The 21,405-nt window shown below is 54.1% G+C and carries 20 protein-coding genes; 5 read left to right on the forward strand and 15 right to left on the reverse strand.

Translation table 11 applies throughout. From position 1 onward, the window contains the following. The first annotated feature begins 171 nt into the window (after positions 1 to 171). Entirely contained in the window at positions 172 to 1,086 is a 915-nt protein-coding gene (locus RW65_RS20420) for a LysR family transcriptional regulator (protein WP_039058679.1), read from the forward strand. Between the two features lie 34 nt (positions 1,087 to 1,120). On the opposite strand, the gene ascB is transcribed toward RW65_RS20420, so the two are convergent. The 6 genes from ascB to dusC form a co-directional block, all read right to left on the reverse strand. Continuing rightward, positions 1,121 to 2,512 carry a 6-phospho-beta-glucosidase gene (gene ascB, locus RW65_RS20425; RefSeq protein WP_039058680.1) on the reverse strand — a complete coding sequence of 464 codons (1,392 nt, stop codon included), beginning with the start codon at positions 2,510 to 2,512 and terminating at the stop codon, positions 1,121 to 1,123. 15 nt (positions 2,513 to 2,527) lie between these two features. Continuing rightward, complete coding sequence (gene bglF / locus RW65_RS20430) at positions 2,528 to 4,384, reverse strand: PTS beta-glucoside transporter subunit IIABC (RefSeq protein WP_039058681.1); 1,857 nt, start codon at positions 4,382 to 4,384, stop codon at positions 2,528 to 2,530. Between the two features lie 133 nt (positions 4,385 to 4,517). Next, positions 4,518 to 5,351 (reverse strand): BglG family transcription antiterminator LicT, encoded by an 834-nt coding sequence (gene licT / locus RW65_RS20435; RefSeq protein ID WP_039058682.1) that lies wholly within the window; start codon positions 5,349 to 5,351, stop codon positions 4,518 to 4,520. Between the two features lie 158 nt (positions 5,352 to 5,509). Beyond that, positions 5,510 to 6,382 carry a 5'/3'-nucleotidase SurE gene (gene surE / locus RW65_RS20440; RefSeq protein WP_039058683.1) on the reverse strand — a complete coding sequence of 291 codons (873 nt, stop codon included), beginning with the start codon at positions 6,380 to 6,382 and terminating at the stop codon, positions 5,510 to 5,512. A 15-nt stretch (positions 6,383 to 6,397) separates the two neighbouring features. Further along, positions 6,398 to 7,723 (reverse strand): OprD family outer membrane porin, encoded by a 1,326-nt coding sequence (locus tag RW65_RS20445; protein ID WP_039058684.1) that lies wholly within the window; start codon positions 7,721 to 7,723, stop codon positions 6,398 to 6,400. Positions 7,724 to 7,971: 248 nt separating this feature from the next. Then, positions 7,972 to 8,925, reverse strand: a complete 954-nt coding sequence (gene dusC, locus RW65_RS20450) for a tRNA dihydrouridine(16) synthase DusC (RefSeq protein WP_039058685.1) — start codon at positions 8,923 to 8,925, stop codon at positions 7,972 to 7,974. A 220-nt stretch (positions 8,926 to 9,145) separates the two neighbouring features. On the opposite strand from dusC, the gene RW65_RS20455 reads away from it, so the two are divergent. The 4 genes from RW65_RS20455 (at position 9,146) to sanA (ending at position 12,103) form a co-directional block, all read left to right on the forward strand. Beyond that, on the forward strand, positions 9,146 to 9,544 hold the full coding sequence (locus RW65_RS20455; protein ID WP_039058686.1) for a CidA/LrgA family protein: 399 nt from the start codon (positions 9,146 to 9,148) through the stop codon (positions 9,542 to 9,544). Continuing rightward, a complete protein-coding gene (locus tag RW65_RS20460) occupies positions 9,541 to 10,236 on the forward strand; it encodes a CidB/LrgB family autolysis modulator (protein WP_039058687.1) in 696 nt (231 codons plus the stop codon). Before RW65_RS20455 ends, RW65_RS20460 begins: the two co-directional genes overlap by 4 nt. A gap of 129 nt (positions 10,237 to 10,365) precedes the next feature. Continuing rightward, the gene (gene cdd / locus RW65_RS20465) at positions 10,366 to 11,253 is read left to right on the forward strand and encodes a cytidine deaminase (RefSeq protein ID WP_039058688.1); all 888 of its coding nucleotides are present in this window, start codon (positions 10,366 to 10,368) and stop codon (positions 11,251 to 11,253) included. A 118-nt stretch (positions 11,254 to 11,371) separates the two neighbouring features. Further along, on the forward strand, positions 11,372 to 12,103 hold the full coding sequence (gene sanA, locus RW65_RS20470; RefSeq protein WP_039058689.1) for an outer membrane permeability protein SanA: 732 nt from the start codon (positions 11,372 to 11,374) through the stop codon (positions 12,101 to 12,103). Here sanA and RW65_RS20475 read toward each other — a convergent pair. The 9 genes from RW65_RS20475 to RW65_RS20515 all read right to left on the reverse strand — a co-directional run bounded on the left by RW65_RS20475 (position 12,096) and on the right by RW65_RS20515 (position 21,265). Continuing rightward, positions 12,096 to 12,521, reverse strand: coding sequence for a hypothetical protein (locus RW65_RS20475; RefSeq protein ID WP_039058691.1), 426 nt, complete (start codon positions 12,519 to 12,521; stop codon positions 12,096 to 12,098). The genes sanA and RW65_RS20475 overlap by 8 nt on opposite strands. A gap of 133 nt (positions 12,522 to 12,654) precedes the next feature. Further along, on the reverse strand, positions 12,655 to 12,882 hold the full coding sequence (locus RW65_RS20480; RefSeq protein WP_039058692.1) for a phage domain protein: 228 nt from the start codon (positions 12,880 to 12,882) through the stop codon (positions 12,655 to 12,657). Positions 12,883 to 13,066: 184 nt separating this feature from the next. Further along, on the reverse strand, positions 13,067 to 14,077 hold the full coding sequence (mglC, locus tag RW65_RS20485) for a galactose/methyl galactoside ABC transporter permease MglC (protein WP_039058693.1): 1,011 nt from the start codon (positions 14,075 to 14,077) through the stop codon (positions 13,067 to 13,069). Positions 14,078 to 14,092: 15 nt separating this feature from the next. Beyond that, complete coding sequence (mglA, locus tag RW65_RS20490) at positions 14,093 to 15,613, reverse strand: galactose/methyl galactoside ABC transporter ATP-binding protein MglA (protein WP_039058694.1); 1,521 nt, start codon at positions 15,611 to 15,613, stop codon at positions 14,093 to 14,095. A 79-nt stretch (positions 15,614 to 15,692) separates the two neighbouring features. After that, the gene (gene mglB, locus RW65_RS20495; protein WP_039058695.1) at positions 15,693 to 16,691 is read right to left on the reverse strand and encodes a galactose/glucose ABC transporter substrate-binding protein MglB; all 999 of its coding nucleotides are present in this window, start codon (positions 16,689 to 16,691) and stop codon (positions 15,693 to 15,695) included. Positions 16,692 to 16,985: 294 nt separating this feature from the next. Beyond that, entirely contained in the window at positions 16,986 to 18,011 is a 1,026-nt protein-coding gene (galS, locus tag RW65_RS20500) for an HTH-type transcriptional regulator GalS (protein ID WP_039058696.1), read from the reverse strand. A gap of 155 nt (positions 18,012 to 18,166) precedes the next feature. After that, complete coding sequence (gene yeiB / locus RW65_RS20505; RefSeq protein WP_039058697.1) at positions 18,167 to 19,327, reverse strand: DUF418 domain-containing protein YeiB; 1,161 nt, start codon at positions 19,325 to 19,327, stop codon at positions 18,167 to 18,169. An 18-nt stretch (positions 19,328 to 19,345) separates the two neighbouring features. After that, a complete protein-coding gene (folE, locus tag RW65_RS20510) occupies positions 19,346 to 20,011 on the reverse strand; it encodes a GTP cyclohydrolase I FolE (RefSeq protein WP_039058698.1) in 666 nt (221 codons plus the stop codon). A gap of 126 nt (positions 20,012 to 20,137) precedes the next feature. Continuing rightward, positions 20,138 to 21,265, reverse strand: a complete 1,128-nt coding sequence (locus RW65_RS20515) for a YbfB/YjiJ family MFS transporter (protein WP_039058699.1) — start codon at positions 21,263 to 21,265, stop codon at positions 20,138 to 20,140. Positions 21,266 to 21,405: the final 140 nt, after the last annotated feature.

Raw genomic sequence — 21,405 nt, forward strand, 5'->3', positions numbered from 1 at the left:
CCCGGCGCTTGCGCCTGGTGCGTCGGCAGCGGCGCAGCGGCGGCCTGCAAACTGAAACCTGCCACAATCAGCGCCAACAGTAGCGGATAATGTTTCATACTCTCCTCCAGTCGTTTTCGTTGCGCCAGTATCCGCTAGCGGCTACTATCACTCCAATTGATTGGAGTAATAATGACTATCAAAGAGAATGATTTTCGCAAAATCGATCTTAACCTGCTGATTGCCTTCGCGGTGCTGTTTCGCGAACAGAGCGTTTCCGCAGCGGCGGACAAACTGCATTTGGGACAGCCTGCAGTCAGCGGCGTACTGTCGCGTCTGCGCGGGTTGTTCGATGACCCGCTATTTATCCGTAGCGGCCATAAAATGCAGCCTACCGCCCGCGCCGTTGAACTGCACGGTGAGTTGTTACCGCTGCTGGAACAGTTGCAGAGCGCGCTGTTTCAGCAAACGGCGTTTGATGCGCAAACGGCGACGGTGACGCTGACCCTCGGCATGGCGGACTGGGTAGAGATGTGGTTGATGCCGAAGCTGATCCCGGCCCTGCAACAGGCCGCACCCGGCGTGCGCCTTAATGTGGTTGCCAGCGATCCCTTTAGCGATGCCGGTCGGCTGGAAGGCGGCGAGATGGATATGGCAATCAGCGTCGCCGAAGCCGGGCCGCGCTGGCTGGAGCGCGAAGTGCTCATTACCATGCCGTTCGTCACGCTCTGGCATCCGCAGCGGCTGGCGCTGAGCGCGCCGCTCGATCTCGATACCTTTGCCGCCCAGCCGCACTTGATGGTCAGTTACCGGGAAGCCACCAGCAGCCAGTTCGATACCTTACTGGCAAAAACCGGCCATCAGCGCCGGATTCATTACACCACGCCGCACTTCGCCGCCCTGCCGGGATTACTGGCGACGATGCCGGCGCTGGCAACGGTTCCCGGCGGTCTGGCGCAAGAGTGGCAGCATACTTTAGGGCTGGCAGGCAGCCCGCTGCCGCTGGATGCACCACCGATTGAACTGGCTATGCTCTGGCATCAGCGCCACAGCAGCGACCCGGCCGTAATGTGGCTAAAAGAGTTTATCGCTAAGCGTTTGAACTGATGCTGCCGCCCGGCCTGGCCGGGCAGCATGGGCTTTACTTCAGGCTCTCGCCGTTGCTGGCAATCACATCGCGATACCAGTAAAAACTTTTCTTCCGGCTGCGCGCCAGCGTGCCGTTGCCGTCATCATCCCGGTCGACATAGATAAAACCGTAACGTTTGGACATCTCGGCTTTCGAGGCGCTGACAAGATCTATCGGCCCCCAGCTGGTATAGCCCATCATCTCGACGCCGTCGTCAATGGCTTCCCGCATCTGCAACAGATGATCGTTAAGATAGGCAATGCGGTAATCGTCATTAATGCTGCCATCCGCTTCCACTTTGTCTTTCGCGCCCAGGCCATTCTCGACAATAAACAGCGGTTTCTGCCAGCGATCCCACAGCATATTCAGCAGCGTACGCAGGCCGAGGGGATCGATTTGCCAGCCCCATTCAGAACTTTGCAGATGCGGATTTTGCACCATGCTGAGAATATTACCGCGCGCTTTCTGGTTTAACTCTTCGTTGGTCGTAACGCAGCCGCTCATGTAGTAGCTAAAGGAGATAAAATCGACGGTCGATTTCAGCGCTTCGCGATCGGCATCGGTTATCTCAATGGCAATGCCATTATCGCGGAAATAGCGCAGCATATAGCCCGGATACACGCCACGACACTGCACATCACCAAAGAACTGCCAGCTGCGGTTTTGCTGTAGTGCTTCCAGCACATCTTCCGGCTTACAGGTCAGCGGGTACATTAAGCCGCCCAGCAGCATGTTGCCGATTTTGCCGTCGGCAACAATTTCATGGCAGGCCTTCACCGCCAGCGCGCTGGCGACTAACTGATGATGAATCGCCTGATAGACGTCCCCTTTACTGCTGTTTTCCGCCAGCCCCACGCCGGTCAGCGGCGCGTGCAGCGACATATTGATTTCGTTGAAGGTCAGCCACAGCTTCACTTTGCTGGCGTAACGCGTGAAGACCGTGCGCGCATAATGTTCAAAGAATTCGATAGTCTTGCGATTGCCCCAGCCGCCGTACGCGGTTACAAGCCCCCACGGCATTTCATAGTGCGAAAGGGTGACCAGCGGCGTAATGCCATGTTTTGCCAGTTCATCAAACATCCGGTCATAAAACGCCAGCCCCGCTTCGTTTGGCGTGCTTTCATCACCGTTGGGGAAAATACGCGTCCAGGCAATCGACACACGCAGGCAGCTAAAGCCCATCTCGGCGAACAGCGCGATATCCTGCGGATAGCGATGATAGAAATCGATCGCCACATCTTTTAGCGCACTGTCGCCCTCCACGCGCTCGACCACCTCGCCAAATACCCCTTTTGGCTGCACATCGGAGGTCGACAGGCCTTTACCGTCTTCACGCCACGCGCCTTCGACCTGGTTTGCGGCTATCGCGCCGCCCCACAGAAACGATGTTGGAAATGCTTTCATTCTTTTCTCCTTTGATTAACCCGCAACCGCAAGTAGCGGTTTGCCCGCCTGAACAGAACTTGACGCCACGGTACTGACGCCCGTGAAGCAGTCGCTATTACTGATAATTATTGGTGTAGCGAGATCGAACCCGGATCTGATGATCGCGTCGCGATCGAACTCCAGCAGCAGATCGCCCGCGTTCACTAAATCGCCCACCTGAACATGGGCAGTAAAGGGTTTACCGTCGAGCTTTACCGTATCGATACCGACATGAATCAACACTTCAATACCGCTATTGCTCAGCAAGCCGATGGCGTGTTTAGTCGCGAACAGTGAGGCCACCACCCCGGCGAACGGCGCAATGACGCGGCCGTCTGCCGGGATAATCGCGACCCCTTTGCCCAACAGGCCGCTGGCGAAAGTGGAATCGGGCACCTGATCGAGTGCCAGTACGCTACCGTTCATCGGCGCGAGGATCTCATTCGCTTTCGGCTCTGGCGCGACATCTGCTTGCGCAGCAGCAGGTATATTGGGTAAACCGGCAATCAGCGTCAGCACGCACGAGAGCACCAGCGCCACCGCGCAGCCAATAATGCCGCCCCACAGCGTGGCGTCTACGCCGCCCGGGGGGATCATTTGTGCCAGCGTAAAGACATTGGCGAAGCCGAACGAGTAGACATGGCTATTGCTAAAGCCAACAATCGCGCCGCCAATGGCCCCGGCGACACAGCCAAACACAAACGGACGGCGCAGCGGCAGCGTTAACCCATAGACCGCCGGTTCGGTAATACCAAAAACCCCGGCGGCAACGGCGGAACCCGCCAGCATCTTCTGCCGGGCATCACGGGTGCGCAGGAAAATACCCAGCGTCGCGCCGACCTGGCCGAGCACCGCGGGCAGCAGGATTGGTAACATTGAATCCTGACCAAATACCGCGATGTTGTTAATCATTAACGGGACCAGCCCCCAGTGCAGACCGAAAATCACGCACACCTGCCACAGCGCACCGAGGGCCGCGCCCGCCAGCCACGGCGCCAGCGTATAAATCGTCTGATAACCGTGCGCCAGCATCTGACTTAGCCAGGTGGCAACGGGACCAATCAGCAGAAAGGTGAGCGGCACGGTAATCGCGAGGCACAACAAAGGGGTAAAGAAGTTCTTCACCGCTGCGTGCAGGAAGCGGTTGCCCTGTTTCTCCAGCCAGCAGCTGAGCCAGGCGGCGAGAATAATCGGGATCACCGAACCGCTGTAATTAATAAAAGTCACCGGGATACCGAGGAAGGTTTCGCTCACTGCCCCGCTGGCCTGGCTGCCTTCAAAGGCGGCAATCATCAGCGGATGGGTTAATGCACCGCCAATCGCCATGGTAATAAACGGGTTGCCGCCGAATTTTTTCCCGGCGGTATAGCCGAGAATCAATGGGAAAAAGAAAAAGAGCGCGTCGCTGGCGGCAAACCAAATTTTGTAAGTGCCGCTCTCGGTATCCAGCCAACCGCAAACTACCGCCAGCGCCAGCATGCCTTTAAGGATCCCCGAGGCGGCCAGAATGCCAATAAATGGTGTAAAGATCCCGGAAACAATATCAATCAGCCGGCTAAAGAGGCTACCTTTATCATGGTCTGCCGGCGCAGGTGTTTCATCCGTTAACCCCGCTGCGGTACGGACGGCTTGCCAGACTGCGTGGACGTGATTGCCGATAACCACCTGAAACTGACCGCCGCTCTCCACCACCATGATCACGCCGGGGTGAGCTTTGAGCCCTTCGGCATCGGCTTTCTTTACCTCTTTTAATTTAAATCGCAACCGCGTAGCGCAGTGCACCAGACTGATGATGTTATCCGCTCCGCCTACGTGGCTAAGGATATCTTTCGCCAGCGATTGATATTCCATGCTCTGTTCCTTACTTCATGCCCGAGGGCGGTGACTGAGTAAAAAAAAACCTGAGGCCGCCACCCTTCGGTAACGAACTCAGGTTTTGCCTGCGTTGTATCACGCAGTAACAATCCATTTTTTGGCTGTTCGGTTAATGCCGGTCTTTTCTCACCCGCTCAATATGAATGGCGAGAAACATAATCTCTTCCGTTGTCAGTCTGCGCTGGTAGTTGTTGACCAGGTGACACGCTACTTTTTCCGCACACTGCCAGGCCCGACAGTAGTTCTCTTTTACCGCCTGGTGCAGCGAGATATCATCATCCTCAACCACCGTACGGCTCAGCATGCGCTGGGAGAAAAACTTCAGATGAGTGACAAAGCGATGATAGCTAAGCGAGTCTTCATCGTAGTCCAGCCTGAGCTGGTACTTTACGATATGCAGTATATCCTGCATCACTTTGGTGATATGCATCACTTCCGGCATTTCGCTGTTCAGCTGCGCGGTCACCAGATGCAGAGCGATAAAGCCAGCCTCATCTTCCGCGAGTTCCACGCCGAGCCGTTTTGCGAGGATCTGACGCGCTTGCTGGCCCAGTTCGAACTCTTTGGGGTAAAGACGCTTGATCTCCCACAACAACACGTTGCGGATCACCGTGCCCTTTTTCTGCCGCTCGATGGCGAAGAAACAGTGATCCGTCAGCGTGATATACAGGCTCTCCTGCAGCTTGCCTAGCCTGGCCCGCGCCAGTTCGATAATGCGATCGCAGGCGGTCATCACCTCGAGGGGGATTTGGCTGAGCAGCTCGCTGAATCGACGCACCAGCTCATCGCTTTGCAGCGCGAATACTTTCTCGATGCGCCGTTCATCCAGCGGATCGCCGGTCCGTTTTTGAAAAGCGATCCCTCTGCCCATCACCACCTGCTCGCGTTGCTGCTCGTCCAGCACCACCACGACGTTATTATTTAATACTTTGGCGATCTTCATCCGGACCCCGGAAACAAAAAAACCCGATCTCTGACAGAAGCCAGATAATCGGGTTTAGCCTGCTTGCGCAGTAACAATCCACCCCGGCACTCTACCAGCTTCTCTTTGGTGAACAACGAAACGGCAAACAAAATGGGACTGCCGTCTCAGCTGCTTATTCACTGGAATAGCGCTTTATATTGCGCTTCAAACTGCGGCGCGTTCCACTCGCCATCGAACAGCGTCCAGGTGATATAGCCTTTATTCAGCCAGCCGGTGTCAGTATCCGCTTCGCTTGGCGTCAGCACTTCTTTGCGCATCAGTTGCTGGGCGCGCCCGTCCTCTAGCAGTTTGTATTCATGCTGCGGCTGCGGAAACTGTTCGTTAGCGATGTATTTTTCACCTTTGATAGCGCTTTTCGCCAGCGGTGGATAGTTGATGCTTAATCCGGAACCTTTGGGCATTACCGGCTGTCCGGGCTGCCATTTAGCGTGCAGCTTATCCACCAGCGAAACAATGTAATCGACGGAATCCGGCCAGTATTGATGGGTGCTTGGCCAGCCCGCTTTTTGCTCCTCTTCCGTGAGCAGATAACCGATGCTGGCGGCAATCGCCGGATAGCCGTAACGCACCGCGCGGGCCGCTGCGCCAATGGTGCCGGAATTAAGCTGCGCCACACCGGTATTCGGCCCGTCGTTAACCCCGGAAAGCACCAGATCCGGCGGGTTATCTTTCAGCACACCCAGCAGGCCAAAATCCAGCGCGTCCGCCGGCGTTCCGGGGAAGCAGTAGCGTTTATCTGCCACCTTTTTTACATCAAAAATCTTGTTAGGTTTAAAGGTGATCGCCGAACCAATGCCGCTTTGATTGGTAGAAGGTGCTACCATCCACACTTCATAACCTTTGGCGGTCAGTTTGTCCTGCAGCGTGGTGGTGCCAACGGATTCGCAGCCGTCATCGTTGACCAGCAAAATACGCATCGCGCGTTCAGCCGCCTGCGCGTGCGTCATCGTCAGCGTGGTGAGGACGACAGCCAGTAGTGATCTTTTCATTATCAAACTCCTTTGCTAATTGTTGAGGCCAAATTTGTATTCCAGCGCCACGGTACCGCCGATCCCCTTCGCTCGATGGAAGGTACGTTTATCGTCCGTCAGCCAGGGCTTACCGTTTTGCAGCTTCCAGCTGTAGCTCGGACCAAAACCGGTGAAGAGTGAGAACCCTTTGATGCGCTGGGGCGTCCAGGCGAGAAAGCCACCATATTCCCATTGCGTTAAATCGACAGAGTGATAGCTCGCCCCAAAACCGTAATTGCCATATATCCCTAAGGTTAATTCCGGAGACCATTTATATTTGCTGTATAAATAAAACATCTGCTCGCCGTCGTTGACGTAATCATTGCCTTCGCCGTCCGCCGGACTATTAAATGCGCCACGGGTGTTTTTGCCCATATGCCAGTAAAACTGACCGACACCATTATCCAGCGGCGCTTTTGTTTTTGACCAACCGAGGCCGGATTCACTATTGTGATATTGATAACCCGTCACTGCAAAAATATGCTGCGCGCTGTGATTAAAACTGCGAGCGCCTTCCCAGTTAGCCAGCCCGCGGGTGTAATATCCGCCCCCGCGAAATAATACGTTTTTATTTTCACCCAACGGCAGGGAAAATTGAGTTTCCAGCCCCTGACGCTGTAAATAATTATGACTCTCACCGGCCACCCAGCTAATACGGCTATTTTTCGCCGGGCTCCAGCTCAGCTCTCCGGTGACGATATAATCGATGGGCTTATTACTGGCAAGCGTAGTGAAGCGGCGTTTCTCCGGTTCGTCGCGTTCGGAAAAACGCGACACCCACGCGCCGCGTACGGCGATATCGCTCCAGCCGCTATCGAGGCTGACGCCTTGCCAGCTGCTGGGCGCGGCGCGGCTGCGCGTCACGGTAAGCACCCCCAGCTTATAAAGCTGTTGCCAGCCAGCCTGCAGCCGTAGCCAGGCGTGTTCATCGCCCCATTTCAGCTTTGCATACAGCTGGCCGACTTTGTTGAATCCCTCGGCGTGACCGTTGCGGTCACGCAGCAGATCCCTGCCGGCAAAGCCTTCATTGGCATATAGTTTAACCACGCTATACCACGAAGCATCGACGCCCAGCAGATCCTGAAACCAGCCGCTCTGGTAATCGAGATGCAGGCCCTGCGCCCAGGCGTTTTGATCGCCAAAACCGGCCTGCTCAAGCTGATCGCTGGTGTTAAGCATCCAGACATTTTTCAGCGTAACGTGATACTGGCTAGCGGTAAAAAAGCCCTGGTGGGCGCTGGATGTGGTATCGGCAGATATCGCCATACCGCTCCATCCTGAAATAAAAAGCAGAGGTAAAGAGAATTTTTTAATCGCCATGATATTCATTCCATTTTTTATTTGGCAAGCGTCAGGTTGTCGATATTATTCCGGCATAGCTGACAGCGAACTATTTTTTAAATTAATCGTTTTAAATGGTCAGGTAATTAAAACAAAAAAACCTAAACGCGGAATTCAGCATTGATGAATTCACAGCGTTTAGGTTTTGCCTGTATGTCAGTTACAATCCTAATTTGCGACGGGCTATAAATAACACCGCCGACAGGGATTATCCAGCGTTGATTTTATCAACAAGCAGAAACGTGATTAAGCTCGCGAGAAATGCAGGCTGCAATCTCGGCAGAGGTTTTATAAGTACGGATTGCCGTAAACAGACCGCTGGCTTCGTGGTACTCCTTACGTAAATAACCCAGCCACTGTTTAATCCGCGCAACGTGATATAAACCGGTATCGCCCAGCTTTTCCAGCCGGGAATAATTCGCCAACAGCGCCACCACCTCCGGCCACGGCATACGGGGCTCGTTGTACTTAATGACGCGGCTTAAATTGGGCACATTGAGCGCGCCGCGGCCAATCATCACGGCGTCACAGCCCGTGGCCGCCATACAGTCCTGCGCGCTTTGCCAGTCCCAAATCTCGCCGTTGGCAATCACCGGAATCGACAAACGCTGGCGGATTTCGCCAATCGCCTGCCAGTTAATACGCTCCGCTTTATAGCCATCTTCTTTGGTACGCCCGTGCACCACGAGTTCGCTGGCACCCGCCTGCTGGACGGCATCGGCAATCTCAAACGCCCGCGCCGGGCTGTCCCAGCCAAGACGCACTTTTACCGTTACTGGCAAGTGGGACGGCACCGCTTCACGCATCGCTTTGGCGCCACGGTAGATTAAGTCAGGGTCTTTTAGCAATGTCGCCCCGCCGCCGCTACCGTTCACCAGTTTCGACGGACAGCCACAGTTGAGATCGACGCCCCAGGAGCCAAGCTCAACGGCGCGCGCGGCGTTTTCCGCCAGCCACTGCGGGTGCTGCCCGAGCAGTTGAATACGCACCAGCGTACCGGAAGGGGTACGGCTTTGCCGGTGCAGCTCCGGGCAGATTTTATAGAAGGATTTTACCGGCAGCAGCTGATCCACCACGCGCAAAAATTCGGTGATGCACAGATCATAATCGTTCACCCCGGTCAGCAGCTCGCGCACCAGCGAATCGAGCACGCCTTCCATCGGCGCCAGTAATACACGCATATATCGCCCCATAAAAAAGAGGCGTCATAGTAGCGTCTCCGCTCAGGCGTGAAAAGTGCCTTTATTCACTACAATTGAGCTATTACAAACGGTCAATTTTGTCGGAAAGTAGCAACGTTGCCGGAGGGAATGTTTGATATGCTCACAAGTCATGATGTGATCGGTAGCACGTTTTTCGTTTTAATTGTATGATGAATGCGTTTCGATAAAGGCGTCCACCATGACTAACGTACTGAATATTATCTGGCAGTATTCCCGGGCATTTGTCCTAATCTATGCCTGCCTGTATGCAGGCATCTTCATTTCATCCCTGCTGCCCATCACCATTCCCGGCAGCATCATCGGCATGCTGATTATGTTTGTGCTGCTGGCGCTGCAGATTTTGCCCGCCAAATGGGTCAATCCGGGCTGCGTGATCTTGATCCGTTATATGGCCCTGCTGTTCGTGCCGATCGGCGTCGGGGTAATGCAATATTATGACCTGCTGCGTGCGCAGTTCGGTCCGATTATCGTTTCCTGTGCGGTGAGCACGCTTATCGTCTTTTTGGTTGTCAGCTGGAGCACCCATCTGGTGCACGGCGAACGTAAAGTGGCAGGACAAGAAGGGCGCAAAGAATGATGACATATATCTGGTGGTCGTTACCGCTCACGCTGGCGGTATTTTTCGCCGCGCGTAAACTCGCGGCGCGTTGCAAACTGGCGCTGCTCAATCCGTTACTGGTGGCGATGGTGGTGATTATCCCTATTCTGCTGGTAACCGGTACGCCTTACGATCACTATTTCCAGGGCAGTAAAATCCTTAACGATCTGCTGCAGCCCGCCGTGGTGGCGCTGGCGTTTCCGCTCTATGAACAGCTCCACCAGATCCGCGCGCGCTGGAAATCGATTATTACCATCTGCTTTATCGGCAGTCTGGTGGCGATGATTACCGGGACCGCGGTAGCCCTGATGATGGGCGCAACGCCAGAAATTGCCGCGTCGATATTACCCAAATCCGTCACCACGCCCATCGCCATGGCCGTCGGCGGCAGCATTGGCGGTATTCCGGCAATTAGCGCAGTATGCGTCATTTTTGTTGGCGTGCTGGGCGCGGTATTCGGTCACACTTTGCTGAACCTGATGCGCATCACCACCAAATCGGCGCGCGGGCTGGCGATGGGCACCGCGTCGCACGCGCTGGGTACGTCGCGCTGCGCCGAACTGGATTATCAGGAAGGGGCGTTCAGTTCATTAGCATTGGTGATTTGCGGCATTATCACCTCGCTGGTGGCACCGTTTCTGTTCCCGGTGATCCTCGCAGTGCTGGGCTAATATCTGCGATATGTCGCACATTTTTGGTTTGAGTTACATAAGTTGCACAAGTAGTGTGATTTTAATCACACATAACAGCTACCCGGCCTCGTAAACTACGATTCCATTACACTGTTATGAGGCAAGGCCATGCATTCACGTTTTCACACTGCTTTTTCCGCACTGGCGGAGAATTTGCAAACCGCGCTGGCGCCCGTGCTGGCGGAGGCGCACTTTCCCGCCATGTTAAGTGCCGGGCAGGTGGCAACATTGCAGCAAGCCTGCGGGATGGATGAAGAGGCGCTGGCTTTTGCCCTGCTTCCTTTGGCCGCTGCCTGCGCCCGTACCGATCTCTCACACTTTAACGTTGGCGCTATCGCCCGCGGCGTCAGCGGTAACTGGTACTTCGGCGCGAATATGGAATTCCTCGGCGCGACGATGCAACAGACCGTGCATGCCGAGCAGAGTGCGATTAGCCACGCCTGGCTGCGTGGTGAAAAAGCCCTCTCCTCAATAACCGTTAATTACACCCCCTGCGGTCACTGCCGTCAGTTTATGAACGAGCTGAACAGCGGTTTGAAGCTGCGTATTAACCTGCCGGGCCGTGCACCGCATACGCTGGGTGATTATCTGCCGGACGCCTTTGGTCCGGTCGATCTCGATATCAAAACCCTGTTAATGGATGAGCAGCATCACGGCTTTACCGCCAGCGGCGATGCGCTGACCCAGGCCGCTATCCACGCGGCGAATCACAGTCACACGCCGTATACCGATTCGCCTTCCGGCGTGGCGCTGCTTTGTCACGATGGGCGCATTTTTAGCGGTAGCTATGCGGAAAATGCCGCTTTTAACCCGACGCTGCCGCCGTTGCAGGGCGCGCTGAATTTGCTTAGCCTCAGCGGGTTTGACTATGGGGATATCCAACGTGCGGTGCTGGCCGAACGCACCGACGCGCCGTTGACACAATGGGACGCCACCGCCGCCACGCTGCGCGCGCTGGGATGCGAGCAAGTTGAACGCGTGTTGTTGAGCCGTTAATTTTCTGCGGGTTTGCGCCCGCAGTGATGAAAAACAAGGCAATTGCGCTGCTGTTTCTTGCGCTTGCGGTACGGGTAAAGTAGCCTGTGGGTCATTCAATCCTCGCCAGGTCAGCTGCATGTTAAAGCGTTTTATCTACAGCCTGTTAGTCCTTATCGGCTTACTGCTGTTAACTGCGCTTGGCCTGGACCGCTGGATGAGCTGGAAAACCGCCCCCTATATATACGACGATTTGCAGGATCTGCCCTGGCGTCAGGTGGGCGTGGTACTCGGCACCGCAAAGTACTACCGTACCGGCGTCATCAATCAGTATTACCGTTACCGGATCCAGGGCGCGCTTAACGCCTATAACAGCGGCAAGGTTAACTACCTGCTGCTAAGCGGCGATAACGCGCTTCAAAGCTACAATGAGCCAGTTACGATGCGCAAAGATTTCATTGCCAATGGCGTCGATCCGGCCGATATCGTATTAGATTACGCCGGCTTTCGAACCCTTGATTCGATTGTGCGCACCCGCAAAGTCTTTGATACCAACGATTTCATCATTATCACCCAGCGTTTCCACTGCGAACGCGCGCTGTTTATCGCCCTACACAGAGGTATTCAGGCCCAGTGTTACGCGGTGCCTTCGCCGAAAGATATGTGGAGCGTGCGCGTACGGGAATTTGGCGCGCGTCTCGCGACCATTGCCGATCTCTATATTTTTAAGCGTGAACCGCGTTTTCTCGGCCCTTTGGTGCCAATCCCTTCCATGCAAGAGGTGCCGGATGATGCGCAGGGCTACCCAGCCGTCACCGCCGAGCAGCTTATCGATATGCAGAAGAAAGGAAAAAGCGGAAGCGCTAACTGACGGAGGCGTTACGGTTGCTGTGCTTCATCGGACGTACAAGGGTAAAACCGCGTTCGACGAAGGCTCGATTTTCGATAATCGCGTGGCGGGAACTGTCCAGCGTCCATGTGCCGTTTAAGGCATTAAAAGCGTAAACCTTCTCCCCGTCCGGGGTATTCACCAGATAATCACCGCTTTTCAAATAGCCCGCGCTGCAGACAATACGCGCCGGCGGGCTGTTCTTCATTTTGAACTCAATTTTGCGAAATCCGGTCGGCACTGAGCAGAAGAAGTAAAACGGCAAGGCGGTAATTTTGATATCGCCAGGCGAGGCAATCACGTCGCCGTCGCGCAGTAATTCAACATTTTTTAGCGAGAAATTCACGGGAGTATTTTTTTCATGCGGTAAATTATCAACTGAGAAATAAACTAAATTCATAAGCGCCCCTTAACTGTGCATCCACCTTTTCACAGATTCTTTCTTTTAAGCGTAAGAAGGGTTTGGCTTCAAGGCATTCAGAATTGACTTAAATATCGGGCACATGGACGTACCCGACGAATAGAGCGGAACGTCAAGCTACCTTGCTTTCATACTCCTGCAGAGAACGTTCAAGATCATTAATAAGGCTTCGTACCTTATCAGGGCTTAAATTAAAAAACGGCGAATCGAAGGTGGTGGCTGAGGGTCCGCCGGAAAGCGTACTGCAACCAAACTTCACCACCACGCCATTTAAATTGTCTGCGGAACCGACCTGCCAGCCGAGCACCGGAAGTGCTGGAACCCCATAGTTACTGTTCATGCCCAATCTCCTTATTAACATTGCAGCTTTAACTTTAATGAGCGTAGCACCTGCCTGAGAATTTTCACCCGCCAGGGGGGAACAAGTTTTTAAGATTCCACCGATCGCTTAAGTTTCGAGCAAACGGCGGCAGACAGCGACAAAAAAGCCCGCTCTGGTGAGCGGGCCTGGTCGTATAACGGAATTATTTTTTGCGCGCGTATTTCAATGAATCGAGCGCAACGGCGAAGATAATGATGCCGCCTTTAATGATGTACTGCCAGTACGGGTTGATACCGATATAGGTCAGACCGTAGTTGATAACGGTGAAGATAATCACACCGGTCACCACGCCAAGCACGGTACCCACGCCGCCACTGAAGGAGACGCCGCCAACCACACAGGCCGCGATAGCATCGAGTTCGTACATAAAGCCGAGGTTGTTGGTGGCGGAACCGATACGACCGGCTTCCAGCATGCCACCAAAGGCGTAGAACACGCCGGACAGGGCATAAATCATCAGCAGGTTCAGCGCAACGTTAACGCCAGACACTTTCGCCGCTTCCGGGTTACCGCCGATAGCGAAAATATTTTTGCCGAAACGGGTTTTATTCCACAGCACCCACACGAACGCCACGGCGAACAAGGCATAGAAGGTAATATAGGACAAACGGAAGCTGCCCAGCGCAATAAAGCCCTGCGTAAAGGTCGAGAAGCCGCTGTCGAAGCCGGAAATCGGCGACGCACCCACAAAGTCGTAGTACAGGGAGTTGATACCGTAAACGATGATCATCGTACCCAGGGTGGTGATAAACGGTGTCACGTTAAGGTAGGCAATGATGATACCGTTCACCAGACCGATCACCGCACCAATGACGCAGACGATCAGGATCACCACCGGAATCGGCATAGTTGCCATATCCGGGAACACTTTATTGACGTTTTCCATCGCCTGCAGCAGCGTGGCGGCTACCACCGCCGCCAGGCCCACCTGGCGGCCTGCGGAAAGGTCGGTCCCCTGGGTCACAATCAGCCCCGCGACGCCCAGCGCGATAATAATACGCACCGAGGATTGGGTCAGAATGTTACTTAAGTTCAGCAAACTTAAGAAAGTGGGATCCTGGAAAATAATAATGGCCAGTAACACTAAAAGAACAACGTAAATACCGCCGTCTTTCAGATAAGTGAGAAAAGTCTTCTTATTTAACGCACTCATGAGGAGCCCCTGATCTTAAAGGTGCAAAGACGCAAGACGGAGTATTTCGTTTTGCGTTGTCGTTTTAGTATCAACAATCCCGGAAACAAGGCCATTGCTCATTACCAGAATACGGTCAGTGATGCCTAACAACTCAGGCATTTCAGAGGAAATAATAATTATCCCCTTGTTCTTTTTCGCCAGTTCAGCAATCAGTTGGTAAATTTCAAACTTAGCTCCAACGTCAATACCGCGGGTCGGCTCATCGAGCATTAAAATTTCTGGCTGTGTTAATAACCAACGGCCGATAATGACTTTTTGTTGGTTACCACCGGAAAGGGATCCGATTTGCGTACGGTGGCCCGGCGTTTTCACACGCATGGAGTCAATAACCCATTGGGTATCGCTTTTCATGCGGCTGTTATCCAGCAGGCCGACCTTGTTCTTGTAATTCTGAATATTGGAGATTAATGAGTTAAAACCGATATCCAGATAAGCATAAATACCGGTGGAACGGCGCTCTTCAGTGACCAGCGCAAACCCATTATTAATTGCCTCATTCGCATTGTGGTTATTAATCACTTTGCCATGAAGCTTAATGGTGCCGGCTGATTTTTCACGAATGCCAAATAATGTTTCTACGATGTCGGTACGTTTCGCCCCAACCAGACCGGCAATACCGAGAATTTCGCCTTTGCGCAAATCAAAGGAGATATCGCGGATCGAGGGCTGGCGCAGTGAGGTGAGATTGCGCACTTCAAGAATGGTTTCGCCCGGTACGTTGTGCTTGTCCGGGAAGCGCTGGTTCAGCGAGCGGCCAACCATCATGGAGATGATCTTATCCATATCCAGCCCTTCCAGCGGCTGGGTGGCAATCCACTGGCCGTCGCGCAGGATAGTAATTTCATCGCACAGCTGGAATATCTCTTCCATTTTATGGGAGATATAAACAATACCGCAGCCGCGCTCTTTTAATTTACGAATAATTTTAAAAAGATGATTCACTTCTTTTTCAGTCAGCGAAGAAGTGGGCTCATCCATAATAACGATTTTAGCGTCATAGGAAAACGCCTTAGCGATTTCGATCATCTGCATTTGCGAGACAGAAAGCGTTCCTACGCGCGCTTTTGGATCAATATCAATATCCAGCTCATCAAAAATGGCTTTGGTATCGCGGAACATTTTCTCTTGATCGACAAATACGCCTTTGGTCGGGTAGCGACCCAGCCACATATTGTCCATCACGGAACGCTGCAGCACCAGGTTGAGTTCCTGGTGAACCATCGAAATACCATTTTCCAGTGCTTCTTTAGCCGAGTGGAAATCGATCTCTTTTCCCTGAAAAAGAATGCTGCCGGAATCTTTTTGATAGATCCCAAAAAGACATTTTAATAATGTAGATTTCCCCGCGCCGTTCTCCCCCATTAATGCATGGATAGAGTGCGGACGGACTTTCAAATTGACATTATCGAGTGCCTTTACGCCTGGAAAAGACTTGTTGATATTGCTCATTTCCAACAAGAATTCACCTGACGACTGAGTATTATTGCTGACCATAATTATACCTTGTTGGCCTGGCATATCGTATTATTAGGGCGCAACAGTCGTTGCGCCCAATGAGAACATGCTGCTTATATTATTTACCGGCGATTTCAGCCAGGTTGTCTTTATCTACGCCGACGTAAGGAATACGCACAACTTTGTTGTCGATTTTCCAGTTGGTGCCGTCTGCCGCGCCTTTACCTTCCGCCAGGTTTTTCGCCAAATCAAAGCTGGCTTTGGCCTGGTTGTTAGCATCGTTCAGCACGGTACCGGCCATTGCGCCGGATTTCACCAGTGCCAGCGCTTCTGGCAGCGCATCGACACCAAATACCGGAATAGAGGATTTGTTGTGCGCTTTCAGCGCTTCAACCGCGCCCATAGCCATTGCGTCGTTGTTGGCGATAACCACTTCGATTTTGTTAGCGTTCGGGCCAGAGAGCCAGGCGTCCATTTTGTCTTTCGCCTGTGCGGTGTCCCACATTGCCGTATCCAGAGCCAGCTGCTGAGTTTTGATGCCTTTGTCGTTCAGCTCTTTGATAACGTAAGTGGTACGCGCTTCAGCATCCGGGTGGCCCGGTTCGCCTTTCAGCAGGACGAACTGAATCTGACCATCTTTGTTCAGATCCCAGCCCTGGTTTGCCGCCCAGTGTTTGGCAATCAGGTCGCCCTGAATCACGCCGGACTCTTTAGAATCGGTACCCACGTAAAATGCTTTATCGTAGCTATCCAGCGCCTTACGGGAAGGTTCTTTGTTGAAGAACACAACCGGAACGTTCTGGCCACGCGCTTTCTCAATCACGGTGCCTGCCGCTGCCGGGTCAACCAGGTTGATCGCCAGTGCTTTTACGCCTTTCGCCAGCAGGACGTCGATCTGATCGTTCTGTTTGGATTGGTCATTCTGCGAGTCATTCATCAGCAGCTGTACATCCGGCGCTGCTTTAGCGTCTTTTTCGATAGCCTTACGGACAACGGACATAAAGTTGTCGTCATATTTATAAATGGTCACACCAATGCGGGTATCCGCTGCGTGTGCAGCAGCGCCGAAAAGCATGCTTGCCATAACAGCAGACAGAGTCAACACCTTCTTATTCATGGTATCTCCGGTTTTTATTAAATGCAGGGTAGTTCTTGTGAATAATGCTCGGCGGGCTAGTTGTTGCAAGAACGTTACTGCCGACCGAAGTTCACTCTAAAAATCCATTCGTCCGTGTCCGGGTAACGCTCCAGAATTCGCTTTATCCGATGCTTTAAAGCGTTCACTTATAGTGAAAGTGAATGTTCGCTGTTACATCGTGTTTCAGCTGCTAAAACGCTGACATCATAGTCAGCACCTTGTTAAGATACTGTGAATTTACTCACAGATTGAAAACGGTTACATCGATGGATTTTAAAAGTTAGTGATCGGAGCCACAGTTTGCCGCACGGTAACGGAATGACGGCGCACTAAGGTGGGCATAAAACAGTGCGTCGCCTCAGGATCCTGCGTACCTGCGGCCCCCTGCAACGCCAGCTCCGTCGCCAGCCGCGCCATGGATGCCACCGGATAACGCACCGTGGTCAACTGCGGATCGGTGTAACGGGCAATAGGGATATCGTCGAAACCAATCAGCGATAAATGCTGCGGCACCGCAATGCCGTTATCTTTCAGCGCCGTCAGCGCCCCTGCCGCCATGCTGTCGTTATAGGCGAACACCGCTGTCAGTTGCAGGTTACGTCCCAGCAGCTCAACCATGGCCGCCTCACCGCCTTGCATATCCGGCGAACCGGTGCCGACCCAGCTTTCCGGGGCGATAATCCCCTGCTCTTCGAGTGCGCGGAACCAGCCTTCGCGGCGCATATCGTTATCCTCAATGCGATGGCTCGAGGCCAGATAACCAATGCGCTGATGGCCGTTATTCAGCAGCATGCGCGTGGCCATGACCGCACCGCTGACGTTATCAAGGCAGACGCAGCGGTGAGCGTAACCCGGCACCAGCCGGTTAATCAACACCATGCCGGGGATCTGCTCCATAAAGCCCGCCAGTTCCTCATCGCTTAATGCTTTTGAGTGAACAATCAAGGCATTACAGCGCTGACGTATCAACACCTCAATGGCGTGACGCTCTTTTTCCGCTTCATGGTAGCTGTTGCCGATAAGCACATATTTTTGATGCTGCTGGGCGACGGTATCCACCGCTTTAACCAGCGCACCGAAAAAGGCATCCGAGACGTCCATCACCACGACGCCAATGGTGTCGCTGACCTGCGTCGCCAGCGCCTGGGCATTGGCATTTGGCCGGTAGCCCAGCTGAGCGACCGCTTTCATCACCGTGTCACGGGTTTCCGGGCTCACCAGCGCGCTGTTATTGAGCACGCGAGAAACCGTCGCCACCGAGACGCTCGCATGACGGGCAACGTCACGAATGGTGATCATTTGTACCCACCTTTTCTGAATTGCGGCAGTTCACAGGCACCCCCTGCGTAATATAAGGAGGCTATTCTGTCAGTCGGTGGGCTATTGCTGCGTGAGTCACATCACATCAATGGAAACGGTTACATCCGTTTTGTTAATGATTGTGATCCAGATCGTTATCTGGATGTACGAGGTAATGCGTTGCGCGACGCACGGGCGGTTAATTGCCGCCACAGCCACTCCACTGGCCCTTGACGAAAAAGTCTGAGCCACCACAGGGAGAAGAGGAGATTGACTACCCAAACCGCGGGAACAAACGCCAGCAGCTGCAGACGGTCGAATTTCATAAACAGACCGAAATGGTTAAACAAGGTGATGCAAATCAGCGTTTGCAGCAGGTAATTGGTCAGCGCCATGCGCCCGACGCAGGCAATGGCATTAACCAGTCTATACCCGCAGATCTGCGGCCAGAAACCCCAGGCTAACGCAGCGTAGCCCACCGCCTGCAAGGGTGCGCCCAGCTCGCGCGGCGCTTGCAGAAAGAAAGCGCACCAGCGAAACGACCAGCCGAGCTGCCATTGGGCAATCACCGCCGGAAGGTTGATCAAAAGTCCGACAGTAATCAGCAGCGCACCCGTGCGTCGGTAATGACGCAGACTAAACTGCCCTTTCAACCAGCCGCTGCGCATCAATGCTGCGCCAATTAGCATCAGCCCGGCCAGTTGCCAGCCATATTGTGCCCCGAGCGCCAGCAGCGCATTTCCGAGCATATCCGCGCGGTAGCTGACCGCTTCCATCACGCTGCCGCTGGTTCGCCACCAGCTTTCATACTGCACATTAGCCGCATCGGGTAGCCAGGAGCGGTTCGGCTGCGTGCCGGAAATGCCCCCCAGTACCAGCAGCACGGCAATGCCTATCAGATAGAGCACCACGCCGGTATTAAACATCCCCTTCACGCTCTGGGCATCGCGCACCATGCGCCAGGCAATCAGCCCGACCAGCCCGTACGCCAGCAGAATGTCGCCATCCCAGAAAAAGAGGCCGTGGATAAAACCCAGCAGCACCAGCAGCGTCAGACGCGACTGGATCCAACGCTTGCCGCGCGGCAGCAGCATCTGCAGGCCTGCGCCGAACAACAGGGCGAACAGCGAGAGGAATTTGACCTGGGCAAAAAGATCGAGCAGCGCCCAGGTCCACGCATCGGAGGCGGTAATATCGCCATACCAGGCAGGATTCAGATACGCCGCCTTCGGCAGAGCAAAGGCGGTGATATTGAGCAGCAGAATGCCGAGAATGGCGATGCCACGAACAAAATCCAGCGTGACATTTCTTTCCATGTCGGCGGCTCCAGCGTATTAGCTAAGGTGACGGAGGGCGCGCAGGAACTCCTGGCGGGTATTCTGACTCGATTTAAACAACCCACCGAGGGAAGTAGTGGTGGTGGCGCTGGTGGCATCGCGGATGCCGCGCGCTTTCACGCAGTAGTGCACCGCATCAATCGAGACGGCGACATTTTTGGTGTCGAGCAGCGTTTGCAGCGCAATAAGGATCTGCTGCGTCAGGCGCTCCTGCACCTGCGGGCGCTGGGCGAAGAACTGTACAATTCGGTTGATTTTCGACAGCCCAATCACCGAGCTTTTCGGGATATAAGCGACGGTGGCTTTACCGTCGATGGTGACGAAATGGTGTTCGCAGGTGCTGGTGAGGGTGATATCGCGCACCGTTACCATCTCGTCGACCTTCATTTTGTTTTCAATAACGGTGATTTTTGGGAAATTCGCGTAATCCAGGCCGGAGAAGATCTCATCGACATACATTTTGGCGATGCGGTGCGGCGTTTCCATCAGGCTGTCATCACTCAAATCGAGATTCAGCAGCTGCATAATTTCGGTCATATGCCCGGCAATAAGACGTTTTCGGCTTTCATTATCCATTTGTACGGGAGGACGCAGCGGTGTTTCAAGACCGTGAGCAACCAGGGCCTCATGTACCAGCGCCGCTTCTTTACTGAGTGATGGCATATTTTTTTATTCTCCTGCAGGTGGGGCGAACCTCGCGTGATTAACGCAAAGCGAGGGAACATTGTGCGTGAGCTTGCGCACATAATCCAGTCCACTGATGATAATTATTCTAATCGCCGCCGCCTTTCAAGGCCTGGGTTTCCACACTAATAACCCGCCAATGAGCAGAGCAAATGCCGCCACGCCAAGGGCCGGTTCCAGCCGCTGCGTAAGCCAGGTGGAGAGCGCCGAGGTCATCGGCCCGACAAGTTGCCCCATCGCATAACCGGTGGTCAATAACCCGGCCATATAGCGCGTATGGTTTGGCGCGAGCTCGCGCCCATACAGTAGCGAAAGCTGTACCGCACAGAGAAAACCGCCGCCGACCAGCAGCGCACCACACACCAGCCCGCTGAAACCGGGCAGCAGCCACGCCGCCAGTACGCCTGCGCCCTGCAGCCACAGCACCAGCGCCAGCCGCTGATGGCTGTGCCCAACGTGACGCAGCAGTATACTTAAGCCAATACCCACCACCGACGCGGCACCAAACACCGGCCAGACAAACTGGGCAAACAGACTGCCAGGAAAGCGCAGCGCCGCCATTTGTGACAGGAACGTGGCCGGTAAAATATAACCGAATCCGGCAAGGCTATAGCTCCACACCAGCCGTTTCAGATTGCCCGTTAGCGGCAGCGGCTGCATCTTTTCCCCCGGCCGGTGCCATTCGCCCGGGCGCGGCAAATAGCGGGCAACCAGCGCAACCAGCAGTAGTGCCAGTACGCCATAAACCTGCCAGCCAGACCCGGCGCTTAAACCTTTAGCCTGAATCGCCACCGCCAATAATCCGCTCAGGGCAATGCCCGCGCCGGGGCCGGCAAACACCGCCGCGCTGAGGCCCGGTTTTCCGGCGTGTGCCAGCCGCTCATTGGTCCAGGCGGCAATCAGCACCATCGCCCAGCCACTCATCGCGCCGATGACCAGACGCAGCAGGCCATGCACCAATGCATTATCCGCTAATGCAGAGAGGAAGGTCAGCGCCACCGCGCCGCTAATCCCCAACCACAGACGCACTTCTATGTGCCGTCGCGCGCGCATGGCATCCCATGCGCCAAGCAGATAGCCAAGGTAGTTCAGCGCCGCCACCAGGCCTGCGCTGGTGAGCGTAAGTTGGCTATCGCGGATCATGAGGGGCACCTGTGGCGTAAAGGCAAAACGTCCGATCCCCATCGCCACCACCAGCACCATAAACCCGCACAGCGCCACACGTCGCGCCATCCCTGCCCTCCAGAATTGTTAATATAAAGTTATATTTATGATGCAGCATGTTGGTTTTATGCGGAAGCAAAAGTTAGAGAGGAGCGGCAATAGGCTGTATGATGACAAAATGTTATCGACATCATTGATGTACATTACCA

This window comes from Enterobacter sp. Bisph1 (assembly GCF_000814905.1).
GTDB lineage: Bacteria > Pseudomonadota > Gammaproteobacteria > Enterobacterales > Enterobacteriaceae > Kosakonia.